A 24,040-nucleotide genomic window follows, 5' to 3' on the forward strand; every position below is an offset into this window, starting at 1 on the left:
TGTTCCGCAAATAATAGAATAGAAATGATCGAAATGTGAGGAGGTGCCATAGAATGAACAACAATGAACTTTACGTCAGTCTTGACATCGGTACGTCCAATACAAAAGTGATCGTCGGAGAAATGACAGATGATTCCCTTAATATTATCGGTGTGGGAAATGTACCGTCTGAAGGGTTGAAAAAAGGCTCAATCGTTGATATAGATGAGACCGTTCATTCTATAAGAAAAGCGTTTGACCAAGCTGAAAGAATGGTAGGTTTTCCGCTTAGAAAAGCTATTGTCGGCGTTAATGGAAATTATATCAATATTCAAGATACAAACGGTGTTGTAGCAGTTTCCAGTGAAAATAAAGAAATTCAGGTTGAAGATGTACGCCGTGTCATGGAGGCGGCACAGGTTGTTTCAGTACCGCACGAACAGCTGATTGTTGACGTCATTCCTAAACAGTTTATCGTAGATGGAAGAGATGAAATCACCGACCCGAAAAAAATGCTGGGTGTGCGTTTAGAAGTAGAGGGCACCTTGATCACCGGTTCAAAAACAATCTTACATAACTTACTCCGCTGCGTTGAAAGAGCTGGTATTGAAATAACTGATATTTGCCTTCAGCCGCTGGCAGCCGGTTCTGCTGCATTATCAAAGGACGAGAAAAACCTTGGTGTGGCTCTCATTGATATAGGGGGAGGGTCAACAACCATTGCCGTATTCCAGAACGGACATCTCACTTCTACCCGTGTCATTCCTCTCGGAGGCGAAAATATCACCAAAGATATCTCCATCGGATTGAGAACGTCAACAGAAGAAGCAGAACGCGTGAAAAAGCAATTTGGACATGCCTACTATGACGAAGCCTCGGAAGATGAAATATTTGAGGTAACCGTTATAGGCACCAATCAAAAACAAACATTTACACAGCAAGAAGCAGCGAATATCATTGAAGCGAGAGTAGAAGAAATTCTTGAAATTGTTTCAGAAGAGCTTCGCAGTATGGGAATTACCGATCTGCCGGGAGGCTTCGTGCTGACAGGAGGACAAGCAGCTATGCCGGGTGTCATGTCTTTGGCACAGGATGTGCTGCAAAACAATGTCAGAGTGGCAAGCCCGAATTATATCGGTGTAAGAGATCCTCAATATATGACGGGAGTGGGCCTGATCCAATTCGCCTGCCGGAATGCAAGAATCCAAGGCAGAAAAATAGGCTTTAAGATGCCTGAAGAAGCGATACAGGAAATCGCAGTCTCATCATCTGAGGAACAAGAGCAGCATCATCACCAAAATGAGGTGCAGCAGCGGCCAAAAGGAAAACAAAAAACACAAGCCGAACATAATAAACAGAGCAAAATGAAAAAACTATTAAGCATGTTTTGGGAATAGATAGATAGTCATTCGGCAGATTAGGAGGATTTAGCATGTTGGAGTTTGAAACAAACATAGACGGCTTAGCATCAATTAAAGTAATCGGAGTAGGAGGCGGCGGAAACAACGCCGTTAACCGAATGATTGAAAATGAAGTGCAAGGAGTAGAGTATATCGCGGTAAACACGGACGCTCAAGCTCTTAACCTGTCAAAAGCAGAAGTGAAAATGCAAATCGGCGCAAAGCTGACTAGAGGATTGGGAGCAGGTGCGAATCCAGAGGTCGGGAAAAAAGCCGCTGAAGAAAGCAAAGAGCAGATTGAAGAAGCACTTAAAGGTGCTGACATGGTATTCGTGACAGCTGGTATGGGCGGCGGAACAGGAACAGGTGCCGCACCGGTTATCGCACAAATCGCGAAAGACTTAGGCGCATTAACTGTCGGCGTTGTGACAAGACCGTTTACCTTCGAAGGACGCAAAAGACAGCTTCAGGCTGCAGGCGGAATCTCGGCAATGAAAGAAGCGGTGGATACACTGATCGTGATCCCGAACGACCGTATCCTTGAAATTGTTGATAAAAACACACCGATGCTTGAAGCATTCCGTGAAGCGGATAACGTACTTCGCCAAGGGGTTCAAGGTATTTCTGACTTGATTGCTACACCTGGTCTTATCAACCTTGACTTTGCTGATGTGAAAACAATCATGTCAAACAAAGGATCTGCTTTGATGGGTATCGGTATTGCTACTGGGGAAAATCGCGCGGCAGAGGCAGCAAAAAAAGCAATTTCCAGCCCGCTTCTTGAAGCGGCCATTGACGGTGCGCAAGGCGTCCTCATGAACATCACTGGAGGAACAAACCTCAGCCTATATGAGGTTCAGGAAGCAGCAGACATTGTCGCTTCGGCGTCTGATCAAGACGTAAACATGATTTTCGGTTCTGTTATTAATGAAAATCTAAAAGATGAGATTGTGGTGACAGTGATTGCAACCGGCTTTATCGAACAAGAGAAGGACGTGACGAAGCCTCAGCGTCCAAGCTTAAATCAAAGCATCAAAACACACAACCAAAGTGTTCCGAAGCGTGAGCCAAAACGTGAGGAGCCTCAGCAGCAGAATACAGTAAGCCGTCATACTTCACAGCCGGCTGATGATACGCTTGACATCCCGACATTCTTAAGAAACCGTAATAAACGCGGCTAATGTAAAGGACAAAATCGTTTTCGATTTTGTCCTTTTTTGTTTTTCTCTTCACACTTTCCTTCTTATAAAGTCTTTTTCCCTATTGCTTCCTTCGCTTAGTAACAAAACAGATAATTAGACCTATTTATTTTTGTGACATTTTTATCATTTTCATATATATGGAAAATGAATGACATGAAACGACAATATCTGTAATTCAGATTGTCTACAGTTAATATACAGCGATGTTCTGACAAACCATTCATTATTAAAAGGAGGGACGACACTTTTTTTAAAAAGCATGTTGAAAAAGGGGGATGAAAATGAAGAAAAAAACGAAAAACAGACTCATCAGCTCTGTTTTAAGTACAGTTGTCATCAGTTCACTGCTGTTTCCGGGATCAGCCGGGGCAAGCAGTAAAGTCACCTCACCTTCTGTTAAAAAGGAGCTTCAATCTGCGGAATCCATTCAAAACAAGATTTCGAGTTCATTAAAGAAAAGCTTTAAAAAGAAAGAAAAAACGACTTTTCTGATTAAATTTAAAGATCAGGCTAACACAGAAAAAGCGGCAAAAGCGGCTGTTAAAAAAGCGAAATCGAAGAAGCTGTCTGCCGCTAAGGCGGAATATCAAAAGCGTTCTGCTGTTGTGTCAGCTTTAAAAGTCACAGCCGATGAATCCCAGCAAGATGTCCTAAAATACTTGAACACCCAGAAAGATAAAGGAAATGCAGACCAAATTCATTCTTATTATGTGGTGAACGGGATTGCTGTTCATGCCTCAAAAGAGGTTATGGAAAAAGTGGCGCAGTTTCCCGAAGTGGAAAAGGTGCTTCCTAATGAGAAACGGCAGCTTTTTAAGTCATCCTCCCCATTTAATATGAAAAAAGCACAGAAAGCTGTTAAAGCAACTGACGGTGTGGAATGGAATGTAGACCAAATCGAAGCTCCAAAAGCTTGGGCACTTGGATATGATGGAACTGGCACGGTTGTTGCGTCCATTGATACCGGGGTGGAATGGAATCATCCGGCATTAAAAGAGAAATATCGCGGATATAATCCGGAAAATCCTAATGAGCCTGAAAATGAAATGAACTGGTATGATGCCGTAGCAGGCGAGGCAAGCCCTTATGATGATTTGGCTCATGGAACCCATGTGACAGGCACGATGGTGGGCTCTGAACCTGATGGAACAAATCAAATCGGTGTAGCGCCTGGCGCAAAATGGATTGCTGTTAAAGCGTTCTCTGAAGATGGCGGCACTGATGCTGACATTTTGGAAGCTGGTGAATGGGTTTTAGCACCAAAGGACGCGGAAGGAAATCCCCACCCGGAAATGGCTCCTGATGTTGTCAATAACTCATGGGGAGGGGGTTCTGGACTTGATGAATGGTACAGAGACATGGTCAATGCCTGGCGTGCGGCCGATATTTTCCCAGAGTTTTCAGCGGGGAATACGGATCTCTTTATTCCCGGCGGGCCTGGTTCTATCGCAAATCCGGCAAACTATCCAGAATCGTTTGCAACTGGAGCGACTGATATCAATAAAAAGCTCGCTGACTTTTCTCTTCAAGGGCCATCTCCATATGATGAGATAAAGCCGGAAATATCTGCACCGGGCGTTAATATTCGTTCATCCGTTCCTGGTCAGACATATGAGGATGGTTGGGACGGCACATCAATGGCAGGGCCGCATGTATCCGCTGTTGCTGCACTGCTGAAACAGGCGAATGCCTCACTTTCTGTTGATGAGATGGAGGATATATTAACCAGCACGGCTGAACCGCTCACGGATTCAACATTTCCTGATTCACCGAATAACGGATATGGCCATGGTCTGGTGAATGCTTTTGATGCTGTATCCGCTGTTACAGATGGTTTAGGCAAAGCGGAAGGACAAGTTTCTGTAGAGGGGGATGACCAAGAGCCTCCTGTCTATCAGCATGAGAAAGTAACTGAAGCTTATGAAGGTGGTAGCCTGCCACTGACTTTGACAGCTGAAGACAATGTGAGTGTGACATCTGTAAAGCTGTCCTACAAGCTTGATCAAGGTGAATGGACAGAAATAACGGCTAAACGAATCAGCGGTGATCATCTAAAAGGAACGTATCAGGCAGAGATCCCAGATATAAAAGGAACTAAACTAAGCTATAAGTGGATGATTCACGATTTTGGCGGTCATGTCGTTTCGTCTGACGTATACGATGTAACAGTGAAACCAAGCATCACGGCGGGATATAAGCAGGACTTTGAAACTGCACCCGGCGGCTGGGTTGCGAGCGGAACAAATAATAACTGGGAATGGGGAGTTCCGTCAACTGGCCCAAATACAGCAGCATCCGGAGAAAAAGTATATGGAACGAATTTGACAGGAAATTATGCCAACTCAGCAAACATGAACCTTGTTATGCCTCCTATTAAAGCACCTGATTCAGGAAGTCTGTTCCTTCAATTTAAAAGCTGGCACAATTTAGAGGATGATTTTGATTACGGCTACGTTTTTGTTCTTCCGGAAGGTGAAAAGAATTGGGAGCAGGCTGGTGTCTATAACGGAAAGACATCAAGCTGGACGGACGAAGAAATTGATTTATCGGCTTATAAAGGCCAAAACATTCAAGTGATGTTTAACCTTCAATCTGATGAAAGCATTGCAAAAGAGGGCTGGTATATTGATGATGTAGTGCTTTCTGACAAATCAGCCGGAAAAACAGTCAAAAAGAATAAGCTGGGCGTCGAAAAGCCGTCTGGAAAGCAAAAGAAAAAGCCAGTAAATCCGAAAAAGGCTAAGCCATCTGCAAACACAGCGGTAAAACATCAGAACAAGGCTATACAGCCTCAAGTTTTGCCGCTCAGGGCACAAGTCAGTGTAGTGGAAACAGGAAAATCAACATATTCAGATCAATCCACAGGGCAGTACACGCTGAAGCACAAAGCGGGAGACTATACGCTTATGGCAGAAGCATATGGTTATCAGTCGAAAACACAAAAAGTATCTTTAAAGACGGATCAGACGACACAAGCTAATTTTACGTTAGAAGAGATGAAGAAGGGCACATTAAAAGGCACGGTCATCAATAAAACGACAGGAGAGCCGGTAACAGGCGCTTCCGTTTATGTTGTAGAGGATGCTGCTGTGGAACCGGCTATGACAAACGACAAAGGTGAATATACGCTGGAGGCCTATGAAGGCGCTTATACGATTAAAGTCGCTGCACCGGGTTATTACAGTGATGAATTTTCCGTTGAGTTAAAAGGTGATGTTACAAAAGAAACTGCATTGAAGCCTTTCGTCGGTTATCCGGGTGAAATTGCATATGATGACGGAACAGCGGAGAATGCCAATTCCTATTTTGCTGCCGGTAACGGATGGGCGGTAAAAATGACGCTCGCTGACGGCAAGGACAAAGGCATGCTTACAGGAGGGCTGTTTAGATTCTGGGATACAGAGTTCCCAGATCCGGGCGGCACAGAGTTTAAGGTTGAGGTATACGATGCCACAGGAAAAGACGGAGCACCGGGCAAGAAAATTGCCGGGCCATTTAACGCTGAAGCTCTTCGCAATGGCGAGTGGACTAAGGTAGATCTCAGTTCAAAAGGGATTATGGTCGATAAAGACTTTTATCTCGTATATATCCAGTCGAAACCTGACCCGTATTCACCTGGACTGGCAATGGATGAAACCGGCAAGAATTCCGGCCGCAACTGGCAGTATATAGGTGGACAATGGGAGCCGGGTGACAAAGCAGACGGCAACTATATGATTCGCGCATTAGTTGATTACGAAGCTGCTGTACCTGAGATTACTTCACCGACAGACAAATCATACACAAATAAGGATAGCGTCACTGTAAAAGGAAAAGCTTCTCCTGGTACAACGGTACACATTTATAATGGAGAGAAAGAGGCAGGAGAAACGAAAGCCGCTGCGGATGGCACGTTCCATGCAGGCATCACACTCAACAAGGGTGAAAATGAGCTGACGGCAACTGCATCAACTGACAACGGAACAACAGATGCCTCCAGCCCAATCACGGTCACGCTTGATCAAGAAAAGCCTGAGTTAACGCTGGACAATCCAAAGGATGGCGGGAAAACAAATAAAGAAACGCTGACTGTCAAAGGGGCTGTATCCGATGACAATCTGAAAGACGTCAAGGTGAATGGCAAAAAAGCAACAGTAGCTGATGGTTCATACTCAGCCCGTATTCTTTTGGAATATGGAAGAAATGAAATCAAGGTGATTGCTACAGACTTGGCAGGCAACAAAACGACGAAAAAGACAGTCATTGATGTGAACTTTGACAAGCCTGTCATTTCCGGCTTAATTCCGGGAGAGGATAAAAACTTAAAAGTCGGTGAATCTGTGAAAATCGCTTTCTCAAGCGCTGAGGATTTGGATGCAACGTTTATCATTCGTATGCCGCTGACGAATGCAAGAGCGAGTGTGCAAAACGCCACCGAACTCCCGTTAAGAGAAATCTCTCCGGGGAGATATGAAGGCTATTGGACAGCCACTTCTTCTATTAAAGCAAAAGGAGCAAAAGTAGAAGTGATCGTCCGAGATGATTATGGAAATGAAACAAGAAAAACTGCGAATGGAAAACTTAATATCAACACAGAAAATTAAGTGGAAAAAAGCTGCCGTCATTGGCAGCTTTTTTATATCCTCTCATTATACTTCCTCGACAAATTAAGCAGATTTCCCTGAAAAATTGTATTTTCCTCTCAACATTAATTGACAGACTTTCCCACAGAGCTTGCTTTATACTTATGAAGCAAGAAGGGGAACAGCGTAAGGCAAGAAAGAAAGGAGTCAGATGTGAAAATCTATTTAGATGTCATTTGGCTGTTAAACTTTTGTTTTGATGCACTTTTGCTTTTGCTCACGGCATTTATTTTAAAACGGCATGTAAAAAAAAGAAGACTGGTAGGCGGAGCGTTCATCGGTTCCAGTATTGTCCTTTTGATGTTTACTCCTTTTTCGCCGATTGTTGAACATCCGGCTGGGAAGCTAGCTTTTTCAGTTGTGATTGTGGTGGTGACATTTGGCTTTAAAAGATTTCGGTTTTTCTTTCAAAATTTGTTTTCCTTTTATTTTGCCACTTTTTTAATGGGGGGAGGAATTATCGGAGCCCATTCTTTGCTGCAGTCAAATTCTATTGTTCAAAACGGTGTCATGATTACCAATCAAACAGGGTTTGGAGACCCGATCAGCTGGTTGTTTATTGTTGGTGGCTTTCCAGCATTATGGTTTTTTTCTAAAAGAAGAATTGAAGATATTGAAACAAAAAACATTCAATATGAGGAACGAGTCAGCGTGCAGGCAGATTTGGGCAGCCAAACACTTCATGTCAGAGGCCTGATTGATTCCGGTAACCAGCTGTACGATCCTCTTACAAAAACACCGGTAATGATCATTTACATTGATAAATTGGAGCCGATTTTCGGAACAGCCGAAACGATGATCATTCGAAACACAGACCCATTGGAAGCCATCGAACAGCTCGATGATTCCTTTCGCTTTTTAGATAAAATGAGGTTGATTCCATACAGGGGAGTTGGTCAGCAAAATCAATTTTTATTATGCGTTAAACCGGATCACGTAACGATTATGACAAAAGAAGAAATGATTTCTGCAGATAAATGTTTAATCGGTATCAGCACAACAAAGCTGTCGGCAGATGGAGAGTTTGACGCGATTATTCATCCGAAAATGCTTTCGGGCAAGGCTGTCAAACACGTTTCATAATGTTCGCAAATGTCCGTTACTTATCATACTCAAACGGCGTGACATTTAGAAGGGAGAGGAAGATGAAAAAACTGAAATTGCGGTTGACGCACCTCTGGTATAAGCTGCTGATGAAACTTGGGCTGAAAAGTGATGAAGTCTATTACATAGGCGGGAGTGAAGCCCTGCCGCCTCCATTATCTAAAGATGAGGAGCAGGTTTTGTTAATGAAGCTCCCAAACGGCGATCAGGCGGCGCGCGCCATTCTAATTGAACGCAATTTGCGTCTGGTCGTATATATCGCCCGTAAATTTGAAAATACGGGAATTAATATAGAGGATTTAATCAGCATCGGTACCATCGGTCTAATCAAAGCTGTGAATACATTCAATCCAGAAAAGAAAATCAAGCTTGCTACCTATGCCTCCCGGTGTATAGAAAATGAAATCCTGATGTATTTAAGAAGAAATAACAAAATCCGTTCAGAGGTTTCCTTTGATGAACCGCTTAATATTGATTGGGACGGCAATGAGCTTTTGCTTTCTGATGTGCTCGGCACTGACGATGACATCATCACTAAAGACATAGAAGCTAACGTCGATAAAAAGCTTTTGAAAAAAGCGCTTGAACAGCTTAATGAGAGAGAAAAGCAAATCATGGAGCTGCGGTTTGGGCTTGTCGGTGAAGAAGAAAAAACCCAAAAGGATGTAGCGGATATGATGGGGATTTCTCAGTCTTATATTTCGCGGCTTGAGAAAAGAATTATAAAAAGGTTGAGAAAAGAGTTCAACAAAATGGTGTAAAAAATTTTATGGTTAGAACCCCTTGATTTTACAGGGATTTCCTGATTTCGACAGTTTTTCGGTCTGAGTGCAGTGCATATTTTTCCCACCCAAGGAGATACTTAACGTTGTACAGCAGCTCCTGTAGGGAGGGAAAAAAGTGTCGAGAAATAAAGTCGAAATCTGCGGGGTGGATACCTCCAAATTACCAGTACTCAAGAATGAAGAGATGAGAAAGCTGTTTAGGCAGCTGCAGGATGAAGGCGATGATTCAGCAAGAGAAAAGCTTGTAAACGGGAACTTGCGTCTTGTCTTAAGTGTCATTCAACGATTTAATAACAGAGGGGAGTATGTTGATGACTTATTTCAAGTCGGCTGCATCGGACTAATGAAATCCATTGATAATTTTGACCTAAGCCACAATGTTAAGTTTTCAACATACGCTGTACCTATGATTATCGGAGAGATCCGCAGGTATTTACGCGATAATAACCCGATCCGTGTCTCAAGATCACTCCGGGATATCGCTTACAAGGCGCTTCAGGTAAGAGAGCGGTTAATCAGTGAGACAAGCAAGGAGCCGACTGCAGAAGACATCGCAAAAGTTCTTGAAGTACCGCATGAGGAAATTGTATTTGCGCTTGATGCCATCCAGGATCCGGTTTCTCTATTTGAACCGATCTATAACGATGGCGGAGACCCGATCTATGTGATGGACCAAATCAGTGATGAGCGTAACACAGATTCACAATGGATTGAAGAGCTGGCTTTAAAAGAGGGCATGAGAAGGCTGAATGATAGGGAAAAAATGATTTTGAGAAAGCGATTCTTCCAAGGGAAAACCCAAATGGAAGTCGCCGAGGAAATCGGAATTTCTCAAGCGCAGGTGTCCAGACTTGAAAAAGCGGCTATCAAACAAATGAATAAAAATATTCATCAATAATGAAAAGCCTTTAAAACGATGTTGTTTTAAAGGCTTTTCTATTGATTACGGATGGTTTACGTTTTGGAAAAAGTAAGGTATCCTAGTTCGTACAAAGTTTTATGAAAATTAAAACAATTATAAAAGGCAATAAAGAGGAGGACCACGATGATTTTGCAGCTTGACAATGTCTCACTAAAACGGAATGGGAAATGGATACTGAGAGATATTCATTGGAAGGTGGAAGAAAAGGAAAATTGGGTGCTTTACGGCCTAAATGGCGCCGGGAAGACAGCGCTGTTAAATATGCTTTGCTCATATTATTTTCCAACATCAGGCGAGATGCAGGTGCTTGGCCATGAATTTGGCAAAACAGAGCTTGGGGAAAAGCTCAGACGTAAAATTGGCCTCGTCTCAGCAGCTCTTCAGCAAAAATTGTATCCGGCAGATTCAGCCTTTGAAATTGCTTTGAGCGGAGCTTACGCTTCGATTGGGTTATATGAAACGCCAAGTAAGGAAACCAGGAAAAAAGCGATTGGTTTGTTAGAGGACTTGGGAGCAATTGAATATGCCGATCGCCGCTATGAAACCCTTTCTCAAGGGGAAAAACAAAGAGCGTTGATTGCTAGAGCACTAATGGCCGATCCGGAGTTGCTGATACTGGATGAACCAGTCACAGGACTGGATTTTATTGCCCGGGAAAAGTTGTTAGATACGATTACATACATTGCAAACAAAGAAAATGCACCATCTATCCTTTATGTGACTCATCATGCTGAAGAAATTTTGCCTGTCTTTGATAAAGCCCTTTTATTAAAACAGGGAGAGGTCTTTGGATCCGGAGAAATAAAGGAAATGCTTACTGATCAAATACTTTCCGCTTTTTTTGATACGCCAATCCATGTATTATGGAATCAGGATCGGCCGTTTTTAACAAGAGCTGAGCCGATAACGAATGCCTGACAAACATATATAGATTCATCCTAGGGGTGCTTTACGAAGCTGAGAGAGACTTTGTCTCAACCCTTTTGACCTGATCTGGATCATGCCAGCGGAGGGAAGCGGTGAAAAGCGGAGTACATCGGACTCCGTTTGTTTTTATTAAGCCGTTTCATCACATTTGAAACGGCTTTTTTGATTTTAAAGAATAGGAGCGGATTTACATTGGATCAACAAATAGACTCTTTGCAAAAAAAAGTGGAAGAACAAAAGGAGGAGCTTATTCAGCTTGCTAAAACACTGATTTCTTATCAAACACCCGCTCCGCCTGCAAGAAATACAGAGGGCATTCAGTCATGGATTGCGGGATTTTTAAATGAATTGGGATTCTCGATCGACAAATGGGATGTGTACCCTGGAGATCCCAATGTTGTCGGCAAGCTAAAGGGAACAGATTCAGCAGATTATTACAGCCTGATTATCAATGGTCATGTAGATGTGGCAGAGGTAAAAGAGGATGAAGAATGGAAGCACGATCCGTTTCATCCCATTGAAAAAAACGGTCTCTTAATCGGGCGAGGCGCTTCCGATATGAAGGACGGAATGGCTTGTGTGCTGTTTGCTGTCAAATTAATTCGTGAAGCCGGCATTGAGCTTCCAGGTGATCTGATTCTGCAATCGGTTATTGGGGAGGAAGTTGGAGAGGCCGGCACACTTGAATGCTGCAAGAGGGGCTACCACGCTGATTTTGCAATTGTCGCGGATACGAGCGATATGCATATTCAAGGCCAAGGCGGTGTCATTACAGGCTGGATTGAAATCAAAAGCAGTCAAACATTTCATGATGGAACGAGACGGAATATGATTCACGCAGGCGGAGGAACATTCGGAGCAAGCGCAATTGAAAAAATGGCGAAAATCATTGCGGGGCTCGGTGAACTTGAGCGCCACTGGTCCATTATGAAAAGTTATCCCGGTTTTAAACCAGGCACAAATACGATTAATCCGGCAGTTATAGAAGGCGGCAGACATGCGGCTTTTATAGCGGACGAATGCCGGCTGTGGATCACAGTCCATTTTTATCCAAATGAAACCCATGACCAAGTGGCAGCGGAAATAGAAGATTACGTCAATCGGCTGAGTGACAGTGATATTTGGCTTAGGGAAAACCGCCCTGTATTCAAGTGGGGAGGCTCATCTATGATAGAAGACAGAGGAGAAATTTTTCCGGCATTGGAAGTTGACTCTGGCCACCCAGGCGTCTTAGCGCTAACTGCCTCTCATCAGAAAGTGAAACGGGAGTGTCCAATTATTGACGTTTCTCAATCAGTTACAGATGGCGGATGGCTGTATGATGCCGGTATTCCATGCGTAATATACGGTCCTGGAGATCTGCACAATGCACACTCTGTGAACGAGAAGGTATCGATTGAGCAGCTAGTAGAGTATACAAAAATTTTACTCGATTTTATCATCAGCTGGTGCAGCCGGAAAAAAGAACAATGACATGAAAATTTCTTCTTGCTGACAAGGTTCAGCCTGCCCGTTCATATACTTGAACAAAAGGACGGAAAAAGGACGTGATGGAATGATCAGCATTTCAGAATTTCAGGTAAAGGATGTCGTCAATGTCTCAAACGGAAAAAAGCTGGGGAGTATTGGTGATATTGATATCAATGTGACCACTGGAAAAATTCAGGCGATCATACTCGGAGGAAATGGGAAAGTTCTCGGATTTTTTGGAAAAGAAGAGGAATTGGTCATTCCATGGCGAAATATAGTAAAAATCGGGGAAGATGTAATCTTAGTCCGATTAAGTGAACCGCATGCATAAACCTGCTTGTCTGCCGCAGATTGGCAAATGCCGGAAGTCTCGATTCTTCCGGCACATTTCATTTAGAAATATGCAAATCGGCGCTCAACGAATGCAGTAAGATGTGGTAAAATAAGTGGGAAATTCCGCTTTTTTAAATGTTTGTCGAAAGGTTGGATCATCATGAATACATATCACCCATTCAGTCTTACCACACCCTCGACACTCATGATACAAGACTGGGCTCAAACGAATCAAAACAACAAAGAGGTCATTGCCGGATTTACGACAAAAAACGGCGGTGTCAGCCAAAAGCCTTTTGAATCGTTAAATACAGGATTGCACGTTCATGACAAAGATGCAGATGTAGTTAAAAATCGTGAATATATTGCCGATATGTTTAATACTGATTTGCAGTCTTGGGTATTCGCTGATCAGACACATGATAATCGCGTTCAGAAAGTGACGCAGAGGGATAGGGGAAAAGGCGCCCGTGAGTATCACACGGCTCTAAAAGCAACGGACGGGCTCTATACAAATGAAAAAAATGTATTTTTAGCATTATGCTTTGCTGATTGTGTGCCTCTTTTCTTTTATGATCCGGTTAAGTCGCTTGTCGGAGTCGCCCATGCCGGGTGGAAAGGCACCGTCAAACAGATTGGCAGAGAAATGGTGAAGCAATGGACTGAGAAGGAAGGTTCAAATCTCTCAGATATTTACGCTGTTATTGGCCCGTCTATCAGCGGAGCATGCTATACGGTAGACGACCGCGTCATGGATGCTGTCCGCGCATTGCCGGTTTCAGCAGACCTTGTCGTTAATCAGACGGCAAAGGCACAATATCAGCTTGATCTGAAAGAGCTGAACCGTCTTATACTGATGGACAGCGGTTTGGCAAGTGAACAAATTTCTGTCAGCGGTTTATGCACGGAAAGCGAGCCGTCTCTTTTCTATTCTCACCGCCGCGATCAGGGGAAAACTGGACGGATGATGTCCTTTATCGGAATGAAGGAGGCATAAAAGATCTTGCGTGTTGTTGATAATTTACGACATATAAACGAACGAATAAACGAAGCATGTAACAGATCGGGCCGCAGCTCCGATGAAGTTACGGTTATTGCAGTCACTAAATATGTATCGCCTGAAAGAGCACAGGAGGCAGTAGATGCTGGCATCACCTGCCTCGGAGAGAATCGGGATGCGGAACTGCTCCGCAAACAGGAATTGATGAAAGGGAATCCGGAATGGCATTTTATCGGCAGTCTGCAATCAAGAAAAGCAAAATCTGTCGTCAATGCGGTTTCCTATATCCATTCCCTAGACCGGCTCTCATTAGCGAAAGAAATTGAAAAACGGGCTGAAGGTACTGTACGATGCTTTGTGCAGGTCAATACCTCTCTTGAGCCTTCTAAACACGGCATGAAAAAAGAAGAAGTCATTCCATTCATACAGGAGCTTTCCGGTTTCGAACATATCCTTGTTGCCGGGCTGATGACAATGGCTCCGCTGACTGATGATCAAGATCAGATCAGAAGCTGTTTCAGGTCGCTGAGAGAACTCCGTGACCAGGTTCAGAAGCTGAACCAGCCGAACGCTCCGTGTACTGAACTGTCGATGGGCATGTCAAATGATTTTGAAATTGCAATTGAAGAAGGAGCTACTTATATTAGAATCGGCTCATCGTTAGTCGGAAATGAAACAGGGGGTGTACAGCAATGAGTATGAAAAATAAACTGAAAAACTTTTTCTCAATGGAAGATGAAGAATACGAATATGAATATATTGAGACAGAGCGGGAATCTCATGAGGAGCATGAGCAAAAAGAAAAGCCGGCTTACAACGGGAATAAACCTGCGGGCAAACAGAATGTAGTGAGCTTGCAAAGTGTTCAGAAATCCTCTAAAGTGGTGTTGAGTGAGCCGCGCGTTTATGCGGAGGCGCAGGAAATAGCCGACCATTTGAAGAACCGGCGGGCAGTTGTCGTCAATCTTCAGCGGATACAGCATGACCAGGCGAAGCGGATTGTTGACTTTTTAAGCGGAACCGTTTATGCCATTGGCGGCGATATTCAAAGAATCGGCTCAGATATTTTCCTCTGCACGCCTGACAACGTAGATGTATCAGGCACAATTTCTGAGCTCATATCTGAAGACGAACATCAGAGGTGGTAAAGCGAGATGATCCTTTATCAAGTTTTTTCGGTTTTAAGCTTATTAATCACAATATACTCATTTGCCCTGATCATATATATTTTTATGTCATGGGTGCCGAGTACGAGGGAAACAGCAGTCGGGCGTTTTTTGGCTTCGATTTGTGAACCATATCTCGAACCATTCAGAAAAATCATCCCTCCGATTGCAATGCTGGATATTTCACCAATCGTAGCAATACTTGTGCTTCGGTTTGCGACAACCGGCTTGTGGGGACTTTATCGCATGATTGCGTTTTAATGTGACAGTTTGATAGGGGCTTGGCAGCAGCCAAGCCTCTTTACATAGAAGGGAAAGACGATGAGCGATATATATCAGCACTTCAGAAAAGACGAGCGGGCCTTTATTGATCAGGCGCTCGAATGGAAAAGAATTGTCCAGGAGCAGTACCGGATGAAGCTGACCGACTTTTTAGACCCCCGAGAGCAGGTCATCCTCTCTGCTGTTACGGGACAGGCTGACGTCGGGCTTGCTTTTTCCGGCGGTTATAACAGAGCGGAGCGGAAACGGGCGATTCTGTATCCAGAGTACATTACTCCGGAAGAATCGGATTTTGAATTGCAGGCGTTTAACGTCCGTTATGCTGACAAGTTTGTCTCAGTAGATCATCGTTCTCTGCTTGGTGCATTAATGGGCATAGGATTAAAGCGGCAAAAATTCGGTGACATCGTGTTTTCTGAGACAGCAGTGCAATTGATTGTCTCAGCCGATACCGCTGATTTTGTGGCTGCACAGCTGACCCAAGCAGGCAAAGCGGCGGTCAGCCTAGAGAAAATCGACTTGTCAGACCTTAACATTCCAGCAGTTGATGTCGAAATAAGAGATGACACGGTTTCTTCTTTAAGGCTTGACGCCGTCTGCGCCTCTATGAGCAGGCAATCCCGCCAGAAATCACAGACGCTTGTGAAAAACGGCCTTGTGAAAGTGAACTGGAAGGTGGTTGAAGATCCTTCATACATAGTCGCGGAAGGGGACATGCTGTCAATCAGAGGTTTTGGCCGGTGCAGCTTAACAAAAATCGAAGGAAAAACCAAAAAAGACAAATGGAGAGTTACGTTTGAACGACAAAAATAGTCGGTTTTTCAGTTTTTTTCTCCATCTGTGCGAAATTTGTTTTATAATGTGAACTAGATAACCGTACTGAAATGTAAAAATGGAGGTGGCATCATGCCATTAACGCCAAATGATATTCACAACAAGACGTTTACAAAAAGTTTTCGCGGATATGATGAAGATGAAGTAAATGAATTCCTAGCCCAAGTCAGAAAAGATTACGAAATTGTTCTCCGCAAGAAAACTGAGCTTGAAGCGAAAGTCAATGAGCTAGATGAAAGAATCGGACACTTTGCCAATATTGAGGAAACATTGAATAAATCAATTTTAGTTGCTCAAGAAGCGGCTGAAGACGTAAAACGCAATTCTCAAAAAGAGGCAAAGCTGATTGTTCGGGAAGCGGAGAAAAACGCTGATCGCATTATCAACGAATCGTTATCAAAATCAAGAAAAATTGCAATGGAAATTGAAGAGCTGAAAAAACAGTCTAAAGTGTTCAGAACACGTTTCCAAATGCTGATTGAAGCTCAGCTTGATCTTCTGAAAAATGACGATTGGGATCATCTCCTTGAGTATGAAGTCGACGCTGTATTTGAGGAAAAGGAATAAATTCTCTGATTATCTTGACATTTTCTTAGCTTGTCGAATATAATACGTTCATAAATTCAGATGAAAAAACGGTTGAAAGGGACAGTCATGTTTCCTTCAGGCCTTCATAGCGACCCGGAGATGGTGAGAGTCCGGGATGGCCGGAATCATGTAGATCAGCCCTTTAGTTTCCTTGCTGAACTCACAGTAGGTTAGGACGTTCATCACGTTACGATGCTCAAGAGGAAAAAGCGTATGCTGGCTTTTTCTAAAAGGGTGGTACCGCGAGATAAGCTTTCTCGTCCCTTATGGGATGAGAGGGCTTTTTTTATTTTCTGAAAAAATGCAGTGGAGGAATGAAAATGGATTTTAAAGACACGCTCTTAATGCCGAAAACAGATTTCCCGATGCGTGGAAATTTGCCAAACCGTGAGCCTGACATTCAAAAAAAATGGGAGGAAGAGGATATCTATCGTCTTGTTCAGGAACGGACGAAAGACCGCCCGAAATTTGTTTTACATGACGGACCTCCGTATGCAAACGGCGACATCCATATGGGCCATGCACTTAACAAGATTTTGAAAGACTTCATTGTCCGCTATAAATCAATGAGCGGCTACAACGCACCGTATGTGCCGGGCTGGGATACACACGGATTGCCAATTGAAACAGCTCTGACAAAAAACAAAAAGGTCAACCGCAAAGAAATGTCAGTAGCGGAATTCCGCAAACTATGCGAAGAGTACGCTTGGAAGCAAATCGAGGGACAGCGTGAGCAATTCAAACGTCTTGGTGTCCGCGGTGACTGGGAAAACCCATATGTGACATTAAAACCGGAATACGAAGCGCAGCAAATCCGCGTATTTGGTGAAATGGCAAAACGAGGCTACATTTACAAAGGCCTTAAACCGGTTAACTGGTCACCTTCAAGTGAGTCTGCTCTGGCTGAAGCCGAGATCGAATATCAAGATAAACGTTCAGCATCTATTTACGTCGCTTTTGGTGTAAAAGACGGAAAAGGCGTTCTTGAAAACGGCGAGCGCATCATCATTTGGACAACAACGCCTTGGACAATTCCGGCGAACCTCGGAATCTCAGTGCACCCTGATCTTGAGTACAGCGTGATTGCAGTAGGTGAAGACCGCTTTGTCGTAGCAAGTGCCTTAGTCGAAAATGTTGCATCGGCATGCGGATTTGATCAGTATGAAGTGACAAGAACGGTCAAAGGGAAAGACCTTGAGAACATTATCGCTGAACACCCGCTATATGGCAGAGACTCTCTCGTTATGCTTGGTGAACACGTAACAACTGATGCCGGAACAGGCTGTGTTCATACAGCGCCAGGACATGGGGAAGATGACTTTATCATCGGCCAAAAATACGGTTTAGATGTGCTTTGCCCGGTCGATGAAAAAGGTGTAATGACAAGCGAAGCTCCTGGCTTTGAAGGCATGTTCTATGATGATGCAAACAAAGCGATCACACAGCAGCTTGATGAAAAAGGCGCACTTGTGAAGCTTGAATTCATTACTCACTCTTATCCGCATGATTGGAGAACGAAAAAACCAACCATTTTCAGAGCGACAGCGCAATGGTTTGCGTCTATTAAAGATTTCAGATCAGACCTGCTGGATGCCATTAAAGAAACCAAATGGGTTCCTGAATGGGGCGAGCAGCGTTTGCACAACATGGTTCGGGACCGCGGAGACTGGTGTATTTCCAGACAGCGTGCGTGGGGTGTGCCGATTCCGGTATTTTACGCTGAAAACGGAGAACCGATTATTACAGATGAAACCATTGAACATGTTTCTGAATTGTTCAGACAGCACGGATCAAACATTTGGTTTGAAAAAGAAGCAAAGGATCTTCTTCCGGAAGGCTTTACGCATCCTGGCAGCCCGAACGGCACATTTACAAAAGAACAGGATATCATGGATGTTTGGTTTGATTCAGGCTCTTCACATCAAGCAGTGCTTGAAGAACGTGATGACCTCGTTCGCCCGGCTGATCTATACCTAGAGGGATCTGACCAATATCGCGGCTGGTTTAACTCTTCTCTTTCTACAGCAGTAGCCGTAACAGGGAAAGCGCCGTATAAAGGTGTGCTCAGCCATGGGTTCGCACTGGATGGAGAAGGACGCAAGATGAGTAAATCAATCGGTAACGTTGTTGTTCCGGCTAAAGTCATGAAACAGCTTGGTGCCGACATCTTAAGATTATGGGTATCTTCAGTGGATTATCAGGCGGACGTTCGCGTGTCTGACGCCATTCTGAAGCAGGTTGCGGAAGTATATCGTAAAATCCGCAACACGTTCCGTTTCCTTCACGGCAACCTTTTCGATTTTGATCCAAAAACAAATGCGGTGGCTGTCGAAGATCTTCGCGAAGTGGATCAGTATATGCTGATTAAGCTGAACAAGCTGATTGATAAAGTGAAAAAAGCGTATGATGAGTACGAATTTGCGGTTGTGTATCACAGCATTCATAATTTCTGCACAATCGAATTGAGCTCATTCTACCTTGATTTTGCAAAAGATATTGTCTACATCGAGCATGCGGATCATCCGGATAGACGCAGCATGCAGACAGTATTCTATGAAACGCTTCTTGCATTAGTGAAGCTTTCAGCGCCTATCCTTCCACATACGGCAGACGAATTGTGGTCTCATTTAACATTTGTTGAAGAGCAGAGCGTTCAGCTGACCGATATGCCGGAAACAATCGCGGTTCCAAACAGTGAAGCGACTGAAGAAAAATTTGACCGCTTTATGGCTCTTCGTGATGACGTGTTGAAAGCATTAGAAACTGCGCGAAATGAAAAAATTATCGGTAAATCTTTGGAAGCAAACCTGAAATTGTATCCAAACAAAGAAAACAAGGAGCTCTTGGCTTCCATAAAAGAAAACCTTTCTCAGCTGTTTATTGTGTCTGAACTGACAATCAGCGAAGAAAATGAAGCGCCGAACGATGCGCAAAGCTTTGCGACGGGTAAAATCGCTGTCGAGAAAGCGGAAGGCGAAATGTGTGAGAGATCTCGTGTGATTTCAAAAGATGTAGGGGCAAATCCGAAATATCCTACACTTTCATTACGCAACGCTGAAATCGTTGAAAAATACTATCAAAAATAATGAAAAGGGCCCGGCGTAAAAGCCGGGCTTTTTTTGTGCCAAGAGTGACATCCTTTAGAACGGCAGGAAAAATCTTATGGGCTTTAGATCATCATTCATAGGCAACAATAAAGGTACTACGTTAAGAGCAGGAGTTGTGAAGAATGAATGATCAACTGACCGCAATTTATACGGAACTTCTTCTGATGAAAGAAGAATTACAGTCGAGATTATTTGAGTATTCTTGCTTTCAGGTTTCTACAAGCCCGCAAGCAGCAATCAATCATAAACAAAAAGCAACTCTGATCTATCATATTAAAGAAGAGCTTCAAGACGTTCTCCTTGCATTGTCCAAAATCGAAAACGGCACATTCGGATACTGTGAAGAAACCGGGGCTCCCATTCCTCTTGCAAAGCTGGCAGTGCTGCCGACGGCCCGAACAGCAAACGATTTTCTTTATTCTGTCCAATTTGAGAAAAAAACGCTTCCGATATGGAAATCAACGGATATCGAATATGGTCAGGCACTGTATGAATAACAGTGTCTGGCCGGTTATTATGCCTGATATTTCTTTACTCCAGTGCTTTTTATTGATAAAATGCATAATGGATTAAAGTAACCGTAAACTGGAGGAACGTTTGTGCTGTATTATATGATTGCACTACTTATTATTGCAGCCGATCAATTGACAAAATGGCTAGTTGTTAAGAACATGGAACTTGGCCAAAGCATTCCGATCATTGATCAGGTATTCTATATCACCTCCCATCGCAATACGGGTGCTGCATGGGGGATATTAGCGGGTCAGATGTGGTTTTTCTACCTCATAACAACCGCTGTTATTATTGGTATTGTTTATTACATACAGCGTTATACAAAAGGACAAAGGCTTCTTGGCGTTGCCCTCGGACTTATGCTTGGCGGTGCCATCGGCAACTTTATCGATCGGGCTGTCAGACAGGAAGTTGTGGATTTTATCCATGTTATTATTGTCAATTACAATTACCCGATATTTAACATCGCGGACTCTTCACTATGTGTCGGCGTAATGCTTTTATTTATACAAATGCTGTTGGACAGCAGGAAAAAGAAAAAGGAGCAATAGCATGAATCAAATTGATATAACCGCTTCAGAAGAACAAAAAAGTGAGCGGATTGATAAATTTTTGGCATCGACTGAGAATGATTGGTCAAGAACCCAGGTTCAGCAATGGGTAAAAGACGGACAGGTTGTCGTGAACGGAAGCGCGGTGAAAGCGAATTATAAAATTCAGCCGGGTGATCAGGTGACCGTCACTGTACCCGAACCGGAAGCGCTCGATGTCCTGGCAGAGCCTATGGATCTGGATATTTATTATGAGGACCAGGATGTGCTGGTCGTCAACAAACCTCGCGGAATGGTTGTTCACCCAGCACCCGGGCATCTTACGGGCACACTTGTAAACGGCCTTATGGCTCATTGCACAGACCTTTCCGGAATAAATGGCGTGATGCGTCCGGGTATTGTTCACAGAATCGATAAGGACACGTCCGGTTTATTAATGGTGGCGAAAAATGATATGGCGCACGAGTCACTTGTAAACCAATTGGTCAACAAAACGGTCACGCGGAAATATACGGCAGTTGTCCACGGGCTTATTTCTCACGATGACGGCACAATTGACGCGCCGATCGGACGAGATAAGAAAGACCGTCAAAGCATGACTGTGACACGTGATGGCAAAAACGCTGTCACTCATTTTCATGTACTAGAGCGTTTTCAGGATTTTACGTTAGTGGAATGCCAGCTTGAAACAGGGAGAACCCATCAAATTCGTGTTCATATGAAATATATCGGATTCCCATTAGCAGGCGATCCGAAATACGGCCCAAGAAAAACAATCGACTTTAATGGCCAAGCGCTTCACGCGGGAGTTTTAGGTTTTGACCATCCACGAACAGGAGAATATGTCGAATTTGAAGCGCCGCTTCCTGAGGATATGGCAGAATTAATCGAAAACCTCAGAAAAAACGGTTGACAGAGGGTTTCTTTTCTGAAATAATAAACGAAGCTGAATAGATTCTTTAAAACAGTCCAGAGAGGCTGAGAAGGATAACGGATAGACGGGATGCGTGTACAGGCGCGCACCTTGTCCTAAAACCCCTCTATGCTCTGGCAGGAGGGGTTTTTTCTTCTATATGAACTGTGAGGTGTCACACATTGAATCAAAAAGCTGTCATTCTCGACGAACAGGCAATCAGACGGGCGCTGACCAGGATTGCTCACGAAATGATCGAACGCAATAAAGGAATGAATAACTGCATTCTTGTCGGTATTAAGACAAGAGGGATTTACCTGGCAAAACGCCTTGCGGAACGCATTGAACAGATTGAGGGAAATCCTGTTACAGTCGGTGAAATTGATATTACTCTTTACAGAGACGATCTTTCTAAAAAAACGAGCAACGATGAACCGCTTGTAAAAGGTGCAGATATTCCGGTAGATATTACAGATCAAAAAGTCATTCTCGTTGATGATGTTCTGTATACCGGAAGAACAGTCAGAGCAGGAATGGATGCGCTTGTTGATGTAGGCAGACCTTCCTCCATTCAGCTTGCAGTGCTTGTGGACAGAGGACACCGGGAGCTGCCGATCCGAGCGGATTATATCGGGAAAAACATCCCGACATCAAAGTCTGAAAAGGTTATGGTTCAGCTTGATGAGGTAGACCAAAACGATCTCGTCGCCATTTATGAAAACGAATAATAGATCACCTTTTTAAGGGCAATCCAGAGAGGTTGCAAAGAGGTGCACAACAAAGGCCCAAAAAGCATTCGGCAGGTCTTTGTATGCCTCTTTGCGTAAAAAAGCAAAGAGGTTTTTTTATACAGTCATTGAGTCATCCTAAAATGAAAGTCAACAATCAGGGGGAAATCATCATGAGTAAGAAAAAAGTAAATTTAGGGGTCAGGGATGTCCCGACACCTTTCTCTTGGGTTTCATTCAGCCTTCAGCATTTGTTTGCCATGTTTGGCTCAACCATTTTGGTTCCGAAGCTCGTCGGAATGAGTCCTGCTGTGGCGTTGGTGACAAGCGGCATCGGAACACTGGCGTACCTTCTTATTACGAAAGGACAAATTCCGGCGTATCTCGGTTCATCCTTCGCCTTTATTTCTCCGATCATTCTGGTAAAAGCGACCGGCGGGCCGGGAGCGGCAATGGTTGGGGCGTTTCTTGCAGGGCTGGTGTACGGGCTGATTGCCTTATTGATTAGGCAGCTTGGAACAGGATGGCTGATGAAGATTCTCCCGCCTGTAGTCGTAGGGCCTGTTATTATCGTCATCGGGCTGGGACTGGCAAGCACTGCGGTAAACATGGCGATGTATGCTGATCCAAACGCGAGTGAGTTGGTCTACAGCTTAAAGCACTTTAGTGTCGCAGGAGTTACGCTGGCAATTACGATTATTTGTGCGATTTTCTTACGAGGATTTCTAAGCCTGATTCCGGTTCTGATCGGAATCATCGGCGGATACCTGTTTGCCCTTACTCAAGGGATTGTCAACTTCCAGCCGGTGCTTGACGCGAAATGGTTCGCAGTGCCTGAATTTATCATTCCGTTCAAAGATTATTCACCGTCAGTTACACTCGGCATCGCAGCCGCAATGGTTCCTGTCGCATTTGTCACAATGTCAGAGCATATCGGCCACCAAATGGTGCTGAGTAAGGTTGTTGGACAAGATTTCATTAAAAAGCCGGGACTGCATCGCTCCATTATGGGTGACAGCGTGGCGACAATTCTTGCTTCTCTGATCGGCGGCCCTCCGACGACTACTTACGGAGAAAACATTGGCGTGCTGGCCATCACAAGAGTATTCAGCGTCTTTGTCATAGGAGGCGCGGCAGTGATTGCCCTTTGCTTCGGCTTTATCGGCAAAATTTCAGCGCTGATCAGTTCAGTGCCGTCAGCGGTCATGGGAGGCGTCTCCTTCCTGCTGTTCGGAATCATTGCTTCAAGCGGCCTGCGAATGCTGATTGATAACAAAATTGATTATGAAAACAACAGAAACCTCATTATTACATCAGTTATCCTTGTCATCGGTGTAGGTGGCGCTTTTATCCAAGTATCTCAGGGCGGATTCCAAGTGTCAGGAATGGCGCTTGCCGCAATTGTCGGTGTCATCTTAAACCTGATTCTTCCGCAGGCGAAGGAAGAGCAGGCAGACACATCTGAACAACATCATATCTAAAACCTTTTAATGAAAGTCCAGAGAGGCTTGGAAGGGTTATGAAGAGAAGGAAGCTTCAATGCTGCCCTCTATTTAACCGTACCCCGAGTCTATCTTAGACCGGGGTTTTTTTCAGCCTTAAGTTGAAAAGAGA

General features: G+C 43.9%; 21 protein-coding genes, 1 riboswitch and 1 other annotated feature. All 21 genes read left to right on the plus strand.

Annotated features, from left to right (window positions below; translation table 11 throughout):
* Positions 1–53 precede the first annotated feature (53 nt).
* The 21 genes from ftsA to pyrP all read left to right on the plus strand — a co-directional run bounded on the left by ftsA (position 54) and on the right by pyrP (position 23,907).
* Complete coding sequence (ftsA, locus tag NST79_RS08415; protein WP_003232169.1) at positions 54–1,376, plus strand: cell division protein FtsA; 1,323 nt, start codon at positions 54–56, stop codon at positions 1,374–1,376.
* 35 nt (positions 1,377–1,411) lie between these two features.
* Positions 1,412–2,560: a cell division protein FtsZ gene (gene ftsZ, locus NST79_RS08420; RefSeq protein WP_003232167.1), complete on the plus strand. Its 1,149-nt coding sequence runs from the start codon at positions 1,412–1,414 to the stop codon at positions 2,558–2,560.
* A 302-nt stretch (positions 2,561–2,862) separates the two neighbouring features.
* Positions 2,863–7,164 carry a S8 family peptidase gene (locus tag NST79_RS08425; protein WP_212060510.1) on the plus strand — a complete coding sequence of 1,434 codons (4,302 nt, stop codon included), beginning with the start codon at positions 2,863–2,865 and terminating at the stop codon, positions 7,162–7,164.
* A gap of 192 nt (positions 7,165–7,356) precedes the next feature.
* A complete protein-coding gene (gene spoIIGA, locus NST79_RS08430) occupies positions 7,357–8,286 on the plus strand; it encodes a sigma-E processing peptidase SpoIIGA (protein ID WP_003232163.1) in 930 nt (309 codons plus the stop codon).
* 62 nt (positions 8,287–8,348) lie between these two features.
* On the plus strand, positions 8,349–9,068 hold the full coding sequence (gene sigE / locus NST79_RS08435) for an RNA polymerase sporulation sigma factor SigE (protein ID WP_003221446.1): 720 nt from the start codon (positions 8,349–8,351) through the stop codon (positions 9,066–9,068).
* Positions 9,069–9,207: 139 nt separating this feature from the next.
* Entirely contained in the window at positions 9,208–9,990 is a 783-nt protein-coding gene (gene sigG, locus NST79_RS08440; protein ID WP_009967190.1) for an RNA polymerase sporulation sigma factor SigG, read from the plus strand.
* A gap of 147 nt (positions 9,991–10,137) precedes the next feature.
* On the plus strand, positions 10,138–10,932 hold the full coding sequence (locus NST79_RS08445; protein ID WP_212060509.1) for an ABC transporter ATP-binding protein: 795 nt from the start codon (positions 10,138–10,140) through the stop codon (positions 10,930–10,932).
* A 12-nt stretch (positions 10,933–10,944) separates the two neighbouring features.
* Positions 10,945–11,046, plus strand: a riboswitch (TPP riboswitch).
* 87 nt (positions 11,047–11,133) lie between these two features.
* Complete coding sequence (gene ylmB / locus NST79_RS08450; protein ID WP_212060507.1) at positions 11,134–12,414, plus strand: acetylornithine deacetylase; 1,281 nt, start codon at positions 11,134–11,136, stop codon at positions 12,412–12,414.
* An 82-nt stretch (positions 12,415–12,496) separates the two neighbouring features.
* Positions 12,497–12,742 (plus strand): YlmC/YmxH family sporulation protein, encoded by a 246-nt coding sequence (locus NST79_RS08455; RefSeq protein WP_003232153.1) that lies wholly within the window; start codon positions 12,497–12,499, stop codon positions 12,740–12,742.
* A gap of 162 nt (positions 12,743–12,904) precedes the next feature.
* The gene (pgeF, locus tag NST79_RS08460) at positions 12,905–13,741 is read left to right on the plus strand and encodes a peptidoglycan editing factor PgeF (RefSeq protein WP_212060505.1); all 837 of its coding nucleotides are present in this window, start codon (positions 12,905–12,907) and stop codon (positions 13,739–13,741) included.
* Positions 13,742–13,747: 6 nt separating this feature from the next.
* Complete coding sequence (locus NST79_RS08465) at positions 13,748–14,440, plus strand: YggS family pyridoxal phosphate-dependent enzyme (RefSeq protein WP_014479734.1); 693 nt, start codon at positions 13,748–13,750, stop codon at positions 14,438–14,440.
* Positions 14,437–14,892 carry a cell division protein SepF gene (gene sepF, locus NST79_RS08470; RefSeq protein WP_003244791.1) on the plus strand — a complete coding sequence of 152 codons (456 nt, stop codon included), beginning with the start codon at positions 14,437–14,439 and terminating at the stop codon, positions 14,890–14,892. The genes NST79_RS08465 and sepF overlap by 4 nt, the downstream gene beginning before the upstream one ends.
* 6 nt (positions 14,893–14,898) lie before the next feature.
* Positions 14,899–15,171 (plus strand): YggT family protein, encoded by a 273-nt coding sequence (locus NST79_RS08475; RefSeq protein WP_003221463.1) that lies wholly within the window; start codon positions 14,899–14,901, stop codon positions 15,169–15,171.
* Positions 15,172–15,231: 60 nt separating this feature from the next.
* Complete coding sequence (locus NST79_RS08480; protein WP_015252130.1) at positions 15,232–16,005, plus strand: RNA-binding protein; 774 nt, start codon at positions 15,232–15,234, stop codon at positions 16,003–16,005.
* 93 nt (positions 16,006–16,098) lie between these two features.
* On the plus strand, positions 16,099–16,593 hold the full coding sequence (gene divIVA / locus NST79_RS08485; protein WP_003221468.1) for a septum site-determining protein DivIVA: 495 nt from the start codon (positions 16,099–16,101) through the stop codon (positions 16,591–16,593).
* A 62-nt stretch (positions 16,594–16,655) separates the two neighbouring features.
* Positions 16,656–16,882, plus strand: a binding site (T-box leader).
* Positions 16,883–16,934: 52 nt separating this feature from the next.
* On the plus strand, positions 16,935–19,700 hold the full coding sequence (gene ileS, locus NST79_RS08490) for an isoleucine--tRNA ligase (RefSeq protein ID WP_029946171.1): 2,766 nt from the start codon (positions 16,935–16,937) through the stop codon (positions 19,698–19,700).
* Positions 19,701–19,843: 143 nt separating this feature from the next.
* Positions 19,844–20,218 carry a sporulation-related RNA polymerase-binding protein YlyA gene (ylyA, locus tag NST79_RS08495; protein ID WP_014479740.1) on the plus strand — a complete coding sequence of 125 codons (375 nt, stop codon included), beginning with the start codon at positions 19,844–19,846 and terminating at the stop codon, positions 20,216–20,218.
* 102 nt (positions 20,219–20,320) lie between these two features.
* Positions 20,321–20,785, plus strand: a complete 465-nt coding sequence (lspA, locus tag NST79_RS08500) for a signal peptidase II (protein ID WP_029317775.1) — start codon at positions 20,321–20,323, stop codon at positions 20,783–20,785.
* A 1-nt stretch (position 20,786) separates the two neighbouring features.
* Positions 20,787–21,698, plus strand: coding sequence for an RluA family pseudouridine synthase (locus NST79_RS08505; protein ID WP_003245307.1), 912 nt, complete (start codon positions 20,787–20,789; stop codon positions 21,696–21,698).
* 182 nt (positions 21,699–21,880) lie between these two features.
* The gene (gene pyrR / locus NST79_RS08510) at positions 21,881–22,426 is read left to right on the plus strand and encodes a bifunctional pyrimidine operon transcriptional regulator/uracil phosphoribosyltransferase (protein ID WP_003232127.1); all 546 of its coding nucleotides are present in this window, start codon (positions 21,881–21,883) and stop codon (positions 22,424–22,426) included.
* A 173-nt stretch (positions 22,427–22,599) separates the two neighbouring features.
* Positions 22,600–23,907, plus strand: coding sequence for a uracil permease PyrP (gene pyrP, locus NST79_RS08515; RefSeq protein ID WP_003221479.1), 1,308 nt, complete (start codon positions 22,600–22,602; stop codon positions 23,905–23,907).
* Positions 23,908–24,040: the final 133 nt, after the last annotated feature.

Origin of the sequence: Bacillus sp. PS196 (assembly GCF_037963555.1) — a bacterium.
Taxonomy (GTDB): Bacteria; Bacillota; Bacilli; order Bacillales; family Bacillaceae; genus Bacillus; species Bacillus subtilis.